The sequence below is a fragment of the Allorhodopirellula heiligendammensis genome, from assembly GCF_007860105.1.
Lineage (GTDB): Bacteria > Planctomycetota > Planctomycetia > Pirellulales > Pirellulaceae > Rhodopirellula > Rhodopirellula heiligendammensis.
Genome location: NZ_SJPU01000001.1, coordinates 1,739,911 through 1,752,641, shown reverse-complemented (window position 1 = coordinate 1,752,641; position 12,731 = coordinate 1,739,911). Strand labels below are relative to the sequence as shown.

Here is a 12,731-nt window from a genome sequence, read left to right as displayed (position 1 = left end):
TCGCCACTTGAATGAACGTAAATCCCTACACGCCACCGGCTGTTGCTGCGGATTCGATGCCTGGGCGTTCGAGCCTGTACCGCAGCTTGCCGCAACCGCTGTTCGCAATTGCCAGCTTGGCTACATGGATCTGCCTTGCGATTGGCTGGTTCTACCTGGGCCAGGTAATTGACCCGTTCTACGATATTGACGTCCCGTTTTTCTTTCGTCTGTATATCGTGGTCGGTGGTGCGTTCGGATTGCTTTCTTGGTACTGCGCGAGGGCGGTATCGTTGCGATACCTTCGCTTCCGTAGCGTTGCGATAATTCTATTTGCATCGCTTGCGGTTGTACTGTTCGCCCTCCAGAGCCAATCTGCTATGATCTCAACTCCTCCCACTGCGGCAATCGTGTATACCGTTGGTCTGTGCTGGCTCGCATGTCGTCGCATTTCCGCAGTAGACGCTGGAGGGATTGAAACCGGCGGAGAACAATGAATAGCACTAGAGCCGGGCGTCACGGTTTCTGGCAGATCAAACGTCTCTCGGCCCGGCCCGGTGATGCCGGTCGTTCCCCGACTAAAAATGGCTGCACGTGAAAAAACGCCTGCGTAAGAAACGCAGACTTGGCGAGTTCCGCGAAGACTGCTTCGAGCTGACATTTGAGATGTCGCCAGCGCTCAGCAACGATGACATCAATTCGCTGACGGACATGTTCATCGACATGATCGAGTCCAACGGCCTCCAATTTGGCGGCGGTGGGAACAGCCTTTGGTCCGGGATCGTCCAAGGTCCATGCCGTGGGTCAGCAACCGAATCCGATCGGCGGACCGTGCTCGACTGGCTCAATCAGCATCCGGACGTGCTGAACGCGCAGGCTGGTCCGCTGCGTGATGCATGGTACGGTTGGTCGTCGTAGACACGCTGGCCGTCAGTCTTGTTACAATGTCACCGACGCAATCGCGGCGAACCATAACATGCACAGGAGGACGGCTTTCGGCGGTTGCTGGACTGGAGAATCAACTCTCCGTCCCCCCGTGATGTCTACCGGTCTGTGGCAAAGATGATCCATGCGTAAAACGACACTAGCGCTCAACTTGATCGTCGTCGCTTTCTTCATCTGCTTCCTTGCTTACACGTTTGTCGCCCGACAGCACCTCGACTCTCTTGCTCGCGATTTCGTAACCGAGAAGACGCTCGACTATTCCAAGCCTGTCGTGGACGTGGCTGACGAGGCACTCGATTCACCACTGGTCAAGAAACTCCTGTCGGACGACCATGAGACTGCCATCCGACGTGAGATTGCGGACTATCAAAACGATCCCAGCGCTTACATTGCCGATCTGACCCGGCAGCAGCTACGCGATGCACCGGTGGCAAACGCGAACCCACTGATCGAAAAGGTCGCTGCAATCAAAAACGAGATACGGACATTTTACGACGATACTCTGAACGCCTTGATCGCTGACCTTCACATATTCTCAGTCTCAAATCTGATTGCTGGGTTGATCGCCTTTGGCTTGTCATATCGTTCTTCATCCGACATACGGAAACCGATCGTGTGGTTTTCCTTCCTGATGTTTGTTGCCGTGCTATACTGCTCGTATCTCTACGTCGATGATCTCACGTTTTTCCGCATCCTATTTCGCACGCACATGGGTTGGTGGTATGCTGCACTCTTGTGCGTCATGATTGTCGCCCTCTATTTAGACTACAGTCGCCACGACAAAGGCACAGAACCAAACGTTGAACGCGAGCGGGCGATCACGCCGGTCTTGAAGTCATAGTCCAACGCGCCCACCGCGTTAACGCCGCCGTTCGCCGATCTGACCTTGGATTGACACTTCGACGATGATTCCCGACTTCCGCGACGATGGATATTTGCCCGAAGGGCTTCACCTCGCAACGGAAGCCGAGGTGACGTTCCGATTCGGCTCTGACACACCGCGACGCAAACGCCTTGCTCCTCGGTTGCGACGGTGGGTTGACCTTGCTCGTGCTGTTTCCGCTCGTCGCCTGTTCGTTGACGGCAGTTTCGTGACTTCGAATCCTGAGCCCAATGATGTGGATGCGGTCATTTGGCTACCCGATGATTTCGTCTCGCGAGTGTCCAATGGTAGTTTCGAGGCGATGGAACTGGAAACGGTGCTCCTGACGCGGCGTCCCGAAGAAATCTTCGCCGCAGAAGATCGACGCGACTGGGAGGATTGGTTAGAATTCTTTAGTCGAACCCGCGAGCCTGATGGCCGACGCAAAGGCGTCGTGGAGATTGAGATTTGATTACTACGCAAACCGAGTACGAAAAAGCGCAAACCGAACTCCGCGATCTCCAAGATCGCCTGGAGGTGTTGCAGCGCGAGCATCCCATTGGCGAAAAAGGGTTCACCAAGGCCGGAATCCGGAAACTCATTTCTAGACTGAACGAAGAGCTTGGCGTCTACGAGGGCAGCGAGGAGGCTCGCTCGTCTCCGTCCAGCTAGCGGCGAACCAAGCAATGATATGGAGCCTTCTACGAATGCTTTTCCCTTAACAGTCCGCGTCACTGTGGACGTGGACTTCGATGGACGCACCGTGTAAGTCACCGATGAGTCGTCTACTTTCACGATTCGCTTGTCACTGAGTGCAACGCGATGCACGTAGGGGGCCAAGTATTTTAACGTGGCAAGGCCATGGCCGACGGCTTGAATGTCGACGACAAACTTCTTGGCCCAAGCCGACACCGGGACGCGGTCGTACAACTCGCAAGCTCGCAGTTCATCGGCAAGCTTCGCCTTGTAGACTTGCACCAGCGTGCCATGATGAAATAGAAAATTCTTCGGTGTGCTCTGCCAAGCCTCAGGCTGTCCGTCAGTATCAAACTTCACTCCGCCGCCGGGAACGATATAGTGAACGTGAGGATGATAGACCGCTGGGTCACGCCCCCAAGTATGCAGCACCCCGAAATAGCCGAGCTGACATCCTTTCAAGCTCTTGGTTGCCGCACCAACATCACGGATGCTCTGGCTGCTGGCATCGAACAGACTTCGGTAGCCTTCGCGTTGATGGACGCGCAGCACCGAGCCAATCTCCCGGGGCACTGTGAAAGTAACCAAGAAGTGTTTCCGCTGGCAGCGGTACGTACCGATCTTTGGCTCCCTTGCCACGGTGAATGTGAACCATCATGCGTTTGCCATCAACATCACCGACCTGCAGGTTCCTGGTCTCGTCGAGTCGGAGGCCCATCGAGTAGATGGTCCAGTAGAACAAGGCAATACATTCGACACGACACGCGTCGATGATGGCGTGGACCTGATCAATAGTGAGAACTTAGGGGAGGGTCCTGGCCTGCTGTAGCTTCATGGTGGCGAGAGTTTCCCGGTCACCCTTGCAAGTTCGAGTGTAAAAGAACTTGATGCCGGAGAATGCGACGCGGATAGATCCGTAGGCGAAGCATTTTTCGTTTTTGAGGTAGAGAAAGTAGTGTCGGAGTTGCTGCTCGGTGATCCGACCGGGCTGAGTTCGCGCCCAATCAGCGAGTTACCTGACGGCTCGCAGGTATCCGTGTACGGTTCGTTTGCTGAAGCCAGCCAGTTGCAGGTCTTCGCTCATCATCTGATAGAGTGAGCCGTCGAAGTATCGCGAGGATTTGGGGGTCCATCCGGGATTATCGTGGGTAGATCCAGCATGTTGGATTTTGGAGGTATGGCGGTGGCGTCCGAATTGAAGGAGGCCGTAGCAGAAATAACGCTGAAGGCTGGCGCAGACGCCGCCAGCCCAAGGCACCTTTCGGGTCCAGTTCGACCAGGATATTGCTTGTAGAATCGCCCAGCGGCTGAGCTTACTTCCACCCCTTCCGCACGTGAAACCTGATCGGTTGACATCAGCGTGACAAAATTTCCGACGCCACCGCCATGGAGTGCCGGGATAAAACCGGTTTGGAATAGAGAATGAGAGTTTCTTACGAGGAAGGTCTAGCCAACTACTTCGGCCTCCGGCGGAGGAGCGATGAAGGCAACAACATCGCACTGAGCGTCCGCGCAGGGGGAAGCGTAGGCCAGCTAATTGAGCTCCGAAATCAGGTCCTCCATGTGCCGACCGTGTCATGTGCGTCGGGAAGACAACACCAACTATACCGTCAAGGTGAGGATAGCTTGGGCATGGCGGAGTCGAAGAGCCTGTGCATGCGTGGAAAATTCCAAACGCGAGAACCGGGAAGTCCCATTTGCCCCTGGGGTCATGTCGCGATGACACACGACCAGGGCGGCCAGCGAACCTCTCCGAGGGAAATTCTGGTATGAACGCGGATGGGATGGCAGATAAGTCCGTAGTACCGTCGACGCGGGGGAACAATGCTGGAGCTGAACCAGTAGCGGACTCCGTCGAGGAAAGGGACTTAGCCAAAAGGAACGCCCAGCAGTCTGACCTCGACCGCCCTCTGAAGCGGATAAATCGAAGGTCCCTCGGACTGACGGGCGTGCGTATCAAGGCTCGGACACACCCCGAGTTTCGATTCACGTCCTTGTTACACCATGTCGACGAACAAACCCTAATGGAAGCCTTCTTCGCTCTGAAGAAGAAATCCGCTGTGGGCGTCGATGAGGTCACATGGCAGGACTACGAAATCGGCCTGGAGGATCGGATTGCGGACCTCCACGGTCGTATTCACCGCGGAGCCTATAGGGCGAGACCATCGAAGAGGATCTATATCCCCAAGCCGGACGGTCAACAGCGACCAATCGGAATAGCGTCCCTCGAGGACAAGCTAGTCCAAAAAGCGGTTGTTTGGGTATTGCAGAGCATCTACGAAGTGGACTTTGCCAATTTCAGTTATGGTTTCCGGCCCGGACGAAGTCAGCATCAGGCGCTCGATGCGCTCAATGTTGGCTTCTCGGACAGAAAGGTGAACTGGGTATTAGATGGTGATGTAGAAGGCTTCTTCGACACGATTGACCACGAGTGGTTGATTAAATTCTTAGAGCACCGCATCGCCGACAATCGAATCCTTTGGTTAATTCGTAAATGGCTCCGCGCGGGAGTCAGTGACGATGGACAATGGTCAGCTACAACCGTAGGGACGCCCCAAGGTGCGGTGAGCGCTCCTCCAACAAAAGTGCAAAACTTTCTCTTTTCCGTTTTTGCTAGTTTTCTTCGCAAAAAGGGGGAAGTTGATTCGGTACACGATCCGAATTTGATCTGGCTCGACAACGACGTTGTCAATCAGTGTTCGCAGAATCTCGCGACGCAGTGTCCAGTCAGCGGATTCCAGGTTCGTGCCCACGGATTCGCAGAAGCTGTCTACGCACGACAACGACTCACGCAACGTCGACTGCTCTCGCGACTCAGATTCAAGAGTCTGCAATTGCCGTTCGTGCTTCGCTAGACGGTCACGCGCACGCTTTAAGCGAGGATCGAATTCAGCCCGATCAAGCACACCATCGGTGTAAGCATCGATCAAGCGTTCCACACTGCGTTTCGACGACGCGACTTGCTTCTTGATCGATGCAACGGAGTCACTATCGCTCGGCGCTGCCAGGCGTCGCTCGTACTCTTTACGAAGCAGTTTAGGATGACGCAACAACTCACACGCATCATTCCACACCGCCTCATCAAGTTTGTCGGTGCGCACCTGTTTGCACTCGCAGACTCGCTTGCCGCCAAAGCGATATCCATCGGTTCCGATGCAGCGATAGTAGGCGTAAGAACGCACCTTGCCTTTCGCACTCGTGCGACTGACTGGTTTGCCATAAAACGCATATCCACACTTGCTACATTCCAGCAAGCCTTGCAGGAGATACTTCGCGCCACGACGTGACTCATGACCACGCTGTCGGTTTTCGGTCAACTGGGTTTGCACGGCATCGAACAGCTCCGATGAAACGATCGCAGGAACCGGAATCGATAACTGCTCGCTCGTGTCGGTGTCATAAGTCGAGCCGGTGCGTCGCGGCGTTTTCGAGTTACCTCGGTGCGCGCGAAGCTGTGGCCGACGCGGTCCCGTGCGTGTCTTCCCGAACGCTGCAGAGCCTTTATATGCAGTGTTTTTAAGCATTCCCCACACTGTGGTTCGATCCCATGTGGCTTTGCCTGTCGCCGTCACGGTGTCCGACTTCGTTAGCCGCCGCGTCGCTTCACCAATCGACAGTCGATCGCGACCGACCCACTGAAACACCTGCCGGACAACAGTCGCTTGTTCCTCAATAATTTCATAAGCGGCTTGCCCATCGCCTTCACGACGGGTGATGTATCGGTATCCATACGGTGCTGCCGACAATACGTTGACGCTGCCGCGAGTGGCCGCGTGACGCTTGCCACGACGACTGCGTTCCATGATCTTGGCGCGTTCGTATTCAGCGAACATGCCTTGCATCTGCAACAGCAAATCTTCTTCAGGACTGGCACCGATCGCGCGGTTGAGAAACACGAGTTCAATGCCCAGCTTTTGCAATTCATCAACGATCAAAACTTGATAGGCATACTTGCGTGCCAGTCGATCGGGCGAATGAACATAGAGCCTTTGAAACTGACCAACGTATGCTGCGTCTCGCAGTCGTTCGAGCGCTGGCCGATGAAGCGTTGATCCGCTCACACCGTCATCGAGAAAGCAGTTCTTGTCTTGCAGCAACGCTTTGTCTTGACTCACTTTTCGACGTATGTCGGCAACTTGAGATTCGATGGTTTGCTCTTGAGCCTGCGCGTCTGATGAGACTCGCCCGTAGATGGCCGCTTCGACGTTTGAATTGGAATGAGTCGTCATGCGACAGCCTCCAGTTGATCCCGTTGCTGCGGCACGCTCTGAGCACCAAAGTCGTGTTGCTTCGAAGGCTCGGTCCGCTGGTCGTCGATCGTATCAGCGTCCAAACGGAGTCTGGCAACGCCGCTGTTACCGGCGGAGCAACCACGCTCGGCCAGATCAAAAACCTGATCGAGCAACTCGCGTTCGATCCGAATTGGGTGGTAACTACGAATGACAGCAATGGATTGGCTGTCGGGTTTGAGTTTGGCAGGCTTTGCCATCGGAATCTCCTCCATGAGACATTTGCAATCAATCTGTAAACACTTGCTTGAAAACAGCTTACGGCGACTTCCAGCCATCGCCATACGCCGTCGACAACGCCGTCCTTGGGATCAATCTATCCAAGAAACCGCCATTGTTTGCAATATCGTTGGAGGAGCGATTTCACCACTACTGGCGAACGTGTTCCTGCACTATGTGTTTGATCTATGGATAAAATGGTGGCGAAAGCGGCGTGCTTGCGGCGAAGTTGTCGTGATCCGCTACGCCGATGATTTCGTGATTGGCTTTGAACGTAAGGATGACGCGCAGCGTTGTTTGGATGACCTCCGAACTCGTTTCGCCAAGTTCGGTTTGAAACTGCACGACAAGAAAACCCGGCTGATCGAGTTTGGCCGCCATGCGGCCCGACGTCGCCAGGCTCGCGGTAAAAGTCGACCGGAAACGTTTGACTTTCTTGGCTTCACGCATCGCTGCGATGTGACCCAGGCAGGCTGGTTCGCACTTCGCAGAGAAACGATCGCGAAGCGGATGCGGGCATCCCTGGCGAAGATCAAAGAGGAGTTACGGAAGCGTCGTCATCACTCGATTGGTGAAGTTGGAAGATGGCTGAGGCAAGTGATCCAGGGCTGGTTGCAGTATTATGCCGTTCCTGGAAACCACGAGAGACTGGAACAGTTTAGCGACGAGATCAAGAAAATGTGGGTGCATCAGCTTCGACGACGAAGCCAACGCCACCGCTGGACTTGGGATCGTTTTACTGCGATGTTTGAACGGTACTTACCTGAGCTGACGATACTGCACCCCTATCCCAGCGTAAGATTTCACGCCCGACTTGCGGCAGGAGCCGTATGAGTCAAGGCTCACGTACGGATCTGTGCGGGGGGCGGCTGGCAACAGCCGTCCCTACCGCGATCCTCTAAAATCCAACATGCTGGATTTACCCACGACAATCCCGGATGGACCGATAATTACCTCGTTACCCGCACGGAATGCTCTATGGCTGAACAGCGTTTCGTCTCCTACGCACATGAAGAGTTTTCCGTTGACCAACTTGCTCGGTTCGCGGGGCAATACGATGGTGTCGACATGGCCGCCCTCAAGGGAGCATCGGAAGATCGTTTCCCTTTTTTGGTGCGATCAGAGTCGCATCCGCTGGGCTACAATGGTTGCTGGTGGAATCCTTACTGCGGTATCATGATCCAGATGAACGACGATGCCGTTGAGGACTATGCGTTTGTAGCGTATCTCCTAGAACACGCGTATCCGCGATTCGATTCGTTGGAAGATGCAGATCGATGGGCTGCCGATCATGCTTGGCCACGTAAGTCACTCGACGAATTGCCCGACGAGGGCGGGTAACCATCGCGTGCACCCGAGCACGCGAATCGGGCGGCCTTGAAATGGAAAATCTCTCGCGCGTGCCGGGTGACGCGTGACCTTATCCGACTGAAATCCAACTCGCGCGCCCGACGACAACTCAATCGCTTCGAGAGCTTTTTGGAATGACAAAATTCACAGACCACGACGCCTATATCGCTGCGGCACCTGAGACGTTTCAACCTCTGTTGGTTCAACTTCGCGCACAACTCGCAAAAGTTCTACCTGACGCAGAGGAGTTAATCATGTACGATATGCCCGGGTTCGGGTTCGGAAAGGCGATCATTGTGGGCTACGCGGCATTCAGCAAGCAATGTGGGCTCTACGTAAGCAAAGACGCCATAACCGCCCTGGCCGACGATATTGCTGCCGCAGGACTCACTGCAACCAAGACAGGTGTTACGTTTTCAACAAAAAAGCCTATTCCCGACAAACTGGTCAAAAAGCTGGCTCTTGCATCGCGAAAAGCGCTTGGGCTTTAATCGCAACGGATTGCCACGCGGCGGATAACAAGACGCTGAACCCGAGTTGCCGATCACGGGTTTTCGAGATGGATGCTCGCTCGCGGCAACCGGGTTAGCGTAAACGTTCTGCCTATGGGATTACGTTCACGCAATTGATGGTTGGTTTTGTGCGTAGAAAGATCTTTTTGATGATTGTGTCGACATCGATAGTCACGCTTGCCGGACTGATGCTGTTCGCTTGTGGATTCGGCTACTATGTCTACTCACTGCTGCAAGTTGATTCAATTGACGTCAAGCCGGACGCAACGGAACTGGATCGAATCTCATCTATCGATCGTTGGCTCGATGAGCAGCATGACGACCACAATTTCAATGGAGTCGTGCTCATTGTTCGAGACGGTGACGTTCTGCTGTCCAAGACGTGCGGATTTGTTGACCACACTGCAACCACTGAACTTGATAGTCACACGGCTCTTCGCCTCGCATCAGTTTCCAAACAATTCACTGCAGCTGGAATATTGCGACTGGCCGAGATGGAGCTACTGCAACTGGATGATCCGGTCGCCAAACACCTGCCAGGTTTTGCGATTGAGAAGGTGACGATTCGCCACCTTCTCAACCAAACATCTGGGATTCCAGGTCAGTACATGAGTCTTGCGGAGAAACACCGCGAAACCTTCGGTGACACACTGACGATTTCAAATGTCGTGGATCTGGTGTCAATGCACACGAAACCAGAGCGTTCGCCCAATGCCGCCATGGAGTACAGCAACACGAACTATGTGTTGCTCGCCGGGGTAATCGAGGCTGCATCAGGAGTTAGCTACGAGGAGTTTATGTCTGAAGAGCTGTTTCACCCGCTGGGCATGCATGATTCGCGGGTTTGGAACCTAATGTCAGACAGTCGCTCAGCAAACCAAGCAGGTGACTTCGATCAACTTGACGATGAACGTACGCCAGTCGACACTACTTGGCTCGACGGCGTCGCCGGAGATGGTGCGGTTTTCTGTAGCCTAAATGACTTCGTGATCTGGAATGAGTTTTGGTACGGCAGCCCACTTTTGTCCGATGCGCTACTTCAACAAGCATTTGATCGGCCTAGGCTGAGCGACGGGAGTAGATCCGAGTACGGTTTCGGATGGATGATCGAGCGAAACCGTCATTGGCATAACGGAGCATGGCTGGGCGCAAACACCTATATTGTTAGATACTCAGATAGCCGCTGCTGCTTGGTGGTTCTCGACAATTCATCGAACCTCCGGCTGGATGCTATTGCAAGTGAACTTGAGGCTGTTCTTCAACCGATATTTTTGAGAAATTAGGGCAGAACCATGCCGTGCACGCGAAGGACGGCGTAACGCAATTGAAAATGGAAAACACATTGGCCGTCCTCGGTGACGGCTGCCGTTCCCCGACTGCAGTCAAGATTTGTTTTTATTCACTATCACTCGTTGCTGAGGCATCAAATGCAATCTTCACACGATGATGAACAGAGCTCCAACCGCCCGAGGCGACGCCACAAGGAGCGAAACGTACTACTGTGGATTATTGTGCCGACACTCGCAGGATCGCTTTTCGGCATCGCTTTCTTCAATGCTGCAGCGGGTGCCGCCATCTTTGGGCTTCCTGTCCTAGCTGCCTCACTACTCACTCGTCGGTTGATCGGTAGAGCTGCCAATGACCGCGAGATGGGAATCGCGGATCGATGACCCAGACGGCGATTCACGATACGGCGAACCATCGGATGCAAGTACGGACTGGAAATAGTTTGAAGACGAGCGGGTGAGACTCCCGTCTGGGTATGCGGATGATTTCATTTGCTGTTTTCAATACGAATCCGATGCACGGGCATTCCAAACGGTATTGTCGAAAAGGCTGGGCCGGTTTTCGTTGGAGGTTGCAGAGGAGAAGACGAAGTTGCTTCGTTTTGGACGTTTCGCTGCGCGGGATTCCGCCCGTCATGGCGAAGGGCGTCCAAGCACTTTTGACTTCCTCGGTTTCACTCATTACTGCGGCGTCAGCCGCGCAGGCAAATTTAAACTGACAAGGCGAACTGCGAGGAAGAAACTGCGACAGAAGCTGCAAGATATGAAAGAGTGGTTTCACTCGGTACTCATTGAGCGGCAACGCGAAGTCTGGAAGAAGCTCAACGCGAAAATACGAGGGCACTATCAATACTACTCGATCAATGACAATTGGCCGGAGTTGATGGTGTTCTTGGAGCAAGTCAAATGGCTTGCTCGTCGTTGGTTGAACCGTCGCAGCCAGCGCACTTATGTGAGCTGGGATGAATTCCGAACGTACTGCAAGCGTCACCCGCTTGCGACGCCTGGAAAGATAACGGATTTGATTGCAATGACGCGGAGCAACTGACATGTTAATGGTGACAGGTGATGGCTGGGAGCCGGATGCGTTAACGGCGCAAGTCCGGTTCTGGGAGGGGTCGAATTTTCAATTGAGAATGGATAGGCTGATAGGGCACCATGCGCGGGAAACCGCTAGGAAACGGAGGAAATCAACACTATGCTAACCTCGAAAGACTTCGATCTACTCACCCCGAGCGGCGAAGTCGGGCGTTTTGAAGTCGATGATCAACCGTCGCCGCCGGCTGATCGGTACCGTTATCGCAAACGGATGCTGTGGGTGTTCAGTCGGCGCTGCACGCACATGCGGACGGACTGGATCCATGTAAGCCGCGAGGAGAGTTAAGCCTTCATGGGCAATCCATACGAGTCGCCATCAACGCTTTGTGCGTCGTCGCGCATCGAGCGAAATACTGCCGGACGTATCGGTTTCTTGTTCTCTCTAGCCGGGATCAGTGGTGTTGCGATGGCGGGCTTCGTACCTCCATATTTATTCGCATTTGTGTTCTGGTTTGCGTCGCTTTGCATTCCCGGTGTCGTCATCGGTGTCGTCGCTTGTTTTCGTTCTCCGCGCCGCTCGGCTTCGTGGGCTGTCGTGATTGGTCTGCTTGGTGCGGCGTATCTTCAGACGCTTTATCTCGCGGCCTACTTAGATCCGTCCTACGTAATTCCAGCGCCTTGAGCATTGCTTTGTAAGTCATGTCAGCTGCAACAGAGGCATCCCACAAAGACGCGGCGAATCGTGTATGATTGCGATAACCAGAGAATTGCACGCGAGTGGCGGTGGCGTGCTTGTCGAAGTGGACGATCAACTCCCGCCACCGCGTGAATTCCAACGTTATCCCACTGAAATCCTTACGCGACTTTGCCCTTGACCAGTAACCGTGACAATTGGCTGATCGCCCTCTTCGGGGGTGGTGTCTCGTTCGCCATCCTAGTCCTGGGGATTCCTGCAGCTGTAATCGCATCCATCATATTCTTCACGATACAGCGTTCATCGCCACCAATGTTCGAGGCCGTACCGAACTACGAGGCAAGCTCATGGGATATCGAAACCACTAACCCTGCGCCGACGGCTAGGCGAGTGACTGAGGTGCGATTCACATATCAAGACAAGCTACCACACGAACAACTCATCGGTGCGATCGAACTGAAAACCATCTGGTTCGAGCAATCCGACTACGACCCCGCAACTCGAACGTTTCGGAAACTTTTGCACGATACCGAAATGCCTGGCGACGGGAACCTAAATCTCCGGTTCTATGTCCGCAACCCAAAGTGGAAGGACTATCGACTGATTGGCCGACTGGAAATATACTTCGGAGATCGCCGGTCCCCGGATCACATCACCTTTGATAACTACCCGGTGCTTTGTGTCGAATAGCTATTCGGCGGATAACCAGTAAGCCTTTGACATCGCGAGGTACGAGCCGATGTTCAAGGGCTTTGTTCAAGAAGGCCGGTTGATGATCGGCGGTGTCTTGGTCAAACGTATGGGATTTGCTTCGACGTTTTATTCATGACCGCGGTGAGTTGAGCGAAGCGATAATGTTGG

General features: G+C 54.0%; 17 protein-coding genes and 3 pseudogenes. 15 read left to right on the top strand and 5 right to left on the bottom strand.

Going from position 1 to position 12,731, the window contains the following annotated elements; genetic code table 11:
• Window positions 1–11: 11 nt before the first annotated feature.
• The 5 genes from Poly21_RS06625 to Poly21_RS27165 all read left to right on the top strand — a co-directional run bounded on the left by Poly21_RS06625 (window position 12) and on the right by Poly21_RS27165 (window position 2,458).
• Window positions 12–476: a hypothetical protein gene (locus Poly21_RS06625; RefSeq protein ID WP_146406107.1), complete on the top strand. Its 465-nt coding sequence runs from the start codon at window positions 12–14 to the stop codon at window positions 474–476.
• Window positions 477–573: 97 nt separating this feature from the next.
• Window positions 574–897: a 50S ribosome-binding protein YggL gene (locus Poly21_RS06620; RefSeq protein ID WP_302117883.1), complete on the top strand. Its 324-nt coding sequence runs from the start codon at window positions 574–576 to the stop codon at window positions 895–897.
• A gap of 151 nt (window positions 898–1,048) precedes the next feature.
• Entirely contained in the window at window positions 1,049–1,765 is a 717-nt protein-coding gene (locus tag Poly21_RS06615) for a hypothetical protein (protein WP_146406105.1), read from the top strand.
• A gap of 64 nt (window positions 1,766–1,829) precedes the next feature.
• Complete coding sequence (locus tag Poly21_RS27170; protein WP_302118516.1) at window positions 1,830–2,258, top strand: DUF6932 family protein; 429 nt, start codon at window positions 1,830–1,832, stop codon at window positions 2,256–2,258.
• On the top strand, window positions 2,255–2,458 hold the full coding sequence (locus tag Poly21_RS27165; RefSeq protein WP_302118515.1) for a hypothetical protein: 204 nt from the start codon (window positions 2,255–2,257) through the stop codon (window positions 2,456–2,458). The genes Poly21_RS27170 and Poly21_RS27165 overlap by 4 nt, the downstream gene beginning before the upstream one ends.
• Before the next feature lie 27 nt (window positions 2,459–2,485).
• On the opposite strand, the pseudogene Poly21_RS06610 reads toward Poly21_RS27165, so the two are convergent.
• From Poly21_RS06610 to Poly21_RS28230, 3 genes and pseudogenes are all read right to left on the bottom strand, one after another.
• Window positions 2,486–3,076: pseudogene (locus Poly21_RS06610) on the bottom strand (IS91 family transposase); the annotation flags it as partial.
• On the bottom strand, window positions 2,967–3,224 hold the full coding sequence (locus tag Poly21_RS28235; RefSeq protein ID WP_367302530.1) for a tyrosine-type recombinase/integrase: 258 nt from the start codon (window positions 3,222–3,224) through the stop codon (window positions 2,967–2,969). The gene Poly21_RS28235 and the pseudogene Poly21_RS06610, both read right to left, overlap by 110 nt.
• A gap of 60 nt (window positions 3,225–3,284) precedes the next feature.
• Window positions 3,285–3,479, bottom strand: a pseudogene (locus Poly21_RS28230) (phage integrase N-terminal SAM-like domain-containing protein); the annotation flags it as partial.
• A 772-nt stretch (window positions 3,480–4,251) separates the two neighbouring features.
• Between Poly21_RS28230 and Poly21_RS28225 the strand changes: the two are divergent.
• Window positions 4,252–5,001 (top strand): annotated as a pseudogene (locus Poly21_RS28225) (reverse transcriptase domain-containing protein); the annotation flags it as partial.
• 12 nt (window positions 5,002–5,013) lie between these two features.
• Here Poly21_RS28225 and Poly21_RS06585 read toward each other — a convergent pair.
• Together Poly21_RS06585 and Poly21_RS06580 are read right to left on the bottom strand one after the other, a co-directional pair.
• Window positions 5,014–6,711 carry a recombinase family protein gene (locus Poly21_RS06585; protein WP_146406104.1) on the bottom strand — a complete coding sequence of 566 codons (1,698 nt, stop codon included), beginning with the start codon at window positions 6,709–6,711 and terminating at the stop codon, window positions 5,014–5,016.
• Complete coding sequence (locus Poly21_RS06580; protein ID WP_146406103.1) at window positions 6,708–6,971, bottom strand: hypothetical protein; 264 nt, start codon at window positions 6,969–6,971, stop codon at window positions 6,708–6,710. The genes Poly21_RS06585 and Poly21_RS06580 overlap by 4 nt, the downstream gene beginning before the upstream one ends.
• Window positions 6,972–6,984: 13 nt before the next feature.
• Between Poly21_RS06580 and Poly21_RS06575 the strand changes: the two genes are divergently transcribed.
• From Poly21_RS06575 to Poly21_RS06535, 9 genes are all read left to right on the top strand, one after another.
• Window positions 6,985–7,824 carry a reverse transcriptase domain-containing protein gene (locus Poly21_RS06575; RefSeq protein WP_302117878.1) on the top strand — a complete coding sequence of 280 codons (840 nt, stop codon included), beginning with the start codon at window positions 6,985–6,987 and terminating at the stop codon, window positions 7,822–7,824.
• Between the two features lie 144 nt (window positions 7,825–7,968).
• Window positions 7,969–8,331 (top strand): hypothetical protein, encoded by a 363-nt coding sequence (locus tag Poly21_RS06570; RefSeq protein ID WP_146406101.1) that lies wholly within the window; start codon window positions 7,969–7,971, stop codon window positions 8,329–8,331.
• Window positions 8,332–8,474: 143 nt separating this feature from the next.
• Window positions 8,475–8,831: an iron chaperone gene (locus tag Poly21_RS06565; RefSeq protein WP_146406100.1), complete on the top strand. Its 357-nt coding sequence runs from the start codon at window positions 8,475–8,477 to the stop codon at window positions 8,829–8,831.
• A 170-nt stretch (window positions 8,832–9,001) separates the two neighbouring features.
• Window positions 9,002–10,135 (top strand): serine hydrolase domain-containing protein, encoded by a 1,134-nt coding sequence (locus tag Poly21_RS06560; protein ID WP_302117877.1) that lies wholly within the window; start codon window positions 9,002–9,004, stop codon window positions 10,133–10,135.
• Between the two features lie 144 nt (window positions 10,136–10,279).
• Window positions 10,280–10,522, top strand: a complete 243-nt coding sequence (locus Poly21_RS06555; protein WP_146406098.1) for a hypothetical protein — start codon at window positions 10,280–10,282, stop codon at window positions 10,520–10,522.
• A gap of 73 nt (window positions 10,523–10,595) precedes the next feature.
• Window positions 10,596–11,186: an RNA-dependent RNA polymerase family protein gene (locus Poly21_RS06550; protein WP_146406097.1), complete on the top strand. Its 591-nt coding sequence runs from the start codon at window positions 10,596–10,598 to the stop codon at window positions 11,184–11,186.
• Between the two features lie 150 nt (window positions 11,187–11,336).
• Window positions 11,337–11,522 (top strand): hypothetical protein, encoded by a 186-nt coding sequence (locus Poly21_RS06545; protein ID WP_146406096.1) that lies wholly within the window; start codon window positions 11,337–11,339, stop codon window positions 11,520–11,522.
• A gap of 6 nt (window positions 11,523–11,528) precedes the next feature.
• Complete coding sequence (locus tag Poly21_RS06540) at window positions 11,529–11,858, top strand: hypothetical protein (protein ID WP_146406095.1); 330 nt, start codon at window positions 11,529–11,531, stop codon at window positions 11,856–11,858.
• Between the two features lie 189 nt (window positions 11,859–12,047).
• Window positions 12,048–12,560, top strand: a complete 513-nt coding sequence (locus Poly21_RS06535; RefSeq protein WP_146406094.1) for a hypothetical protein — start codon at window positions 12,048–12,050, stop codon at window positions 12,558–12,560.
• Window positions 12,561–12,731: the final 171 nt, after the last annotated feature.

Coding starts and splice junctions, on each gene's coding strand:
- Poly21_RS06570 (WP_146406101.1), top strand. CDS start 7,969: ATGGCTGAACAGCGTTTCGTCTCCTACGCACATGAAGAGTTTTCCGTT.
- Poly21_RS06625 (WP_146406107.1), top strand. CDS start 12: ATGAACGTAAATCCCTACACGCCACCGGCTGTTGCTGCGGATTCGATG.
- Poly21_RS06585 (WP_146406104.1), bottom strand. CDS start 6,711: ATGACGACTCATTCCAATTCAAACGTCGAAGCGGCCATCTACGGGCGA.
- Poly21_RS06575 (WP_302117878.1), top strand. CDS start 6,985: ATGAGACATTTGCAATCAATCTGTAAACACTTGCTTGAAAACAGCTTA.
- Poly21_RS06615 (WP_146406105.1), top strand. CDS start 1,049: ATGCGTAAAACGACACTAGCGCTCAACTTGATCGTCGTCGCTTTCTTC.
- Poly21_RS06540 (WP_146406095.1), top strand. CDS start 11,529: ATGGGCAATCCATACGAGTCGCCATCAACGCTTTGTGCGTCGTCGCGC.
- Poly21_RS06560 (WP_302117877.1), top strand. CDS start 9,002: ATGATTGTGTCGACATCGATAGTCACGCTTGCCGGACTGATGCTGTTC.
- Poly21_RS06555 (WP_146406098.1), top strand. CDS start 10,280: ATGCAATCTTCACACGATGATGAACAGAGCTCCAACCGCCCGAGGCGA.
- Poly21_RS06545 (WP_146406096.1), top strand. CDS start 11,337: ATGCTAACCTCGAAAGACTTCGATCTACTCACCCCGAGCGGCGAAGTC.
- Poly21_RS06580 (WP_146406103.1), bottom strand. CDS start 6,971: ATGGCAAAGCCTGCCAAACTCAAACCCGACAGCCAATCCATTGCTGTC.
- Poly21_RS27170 (WP_302118516.1), top strand. CDS start 1,830: ATGATTCCCGACTTCCGCGACGATGGATATTTGCCCGAAGGGCTTCAC.
- Poly21_RS06565 (WP_146406100.1), top strand. CDS start 8,475: ATGACAAAATTCACAGACCACGACGCCTATATCGCTGCGGCACCTGAG.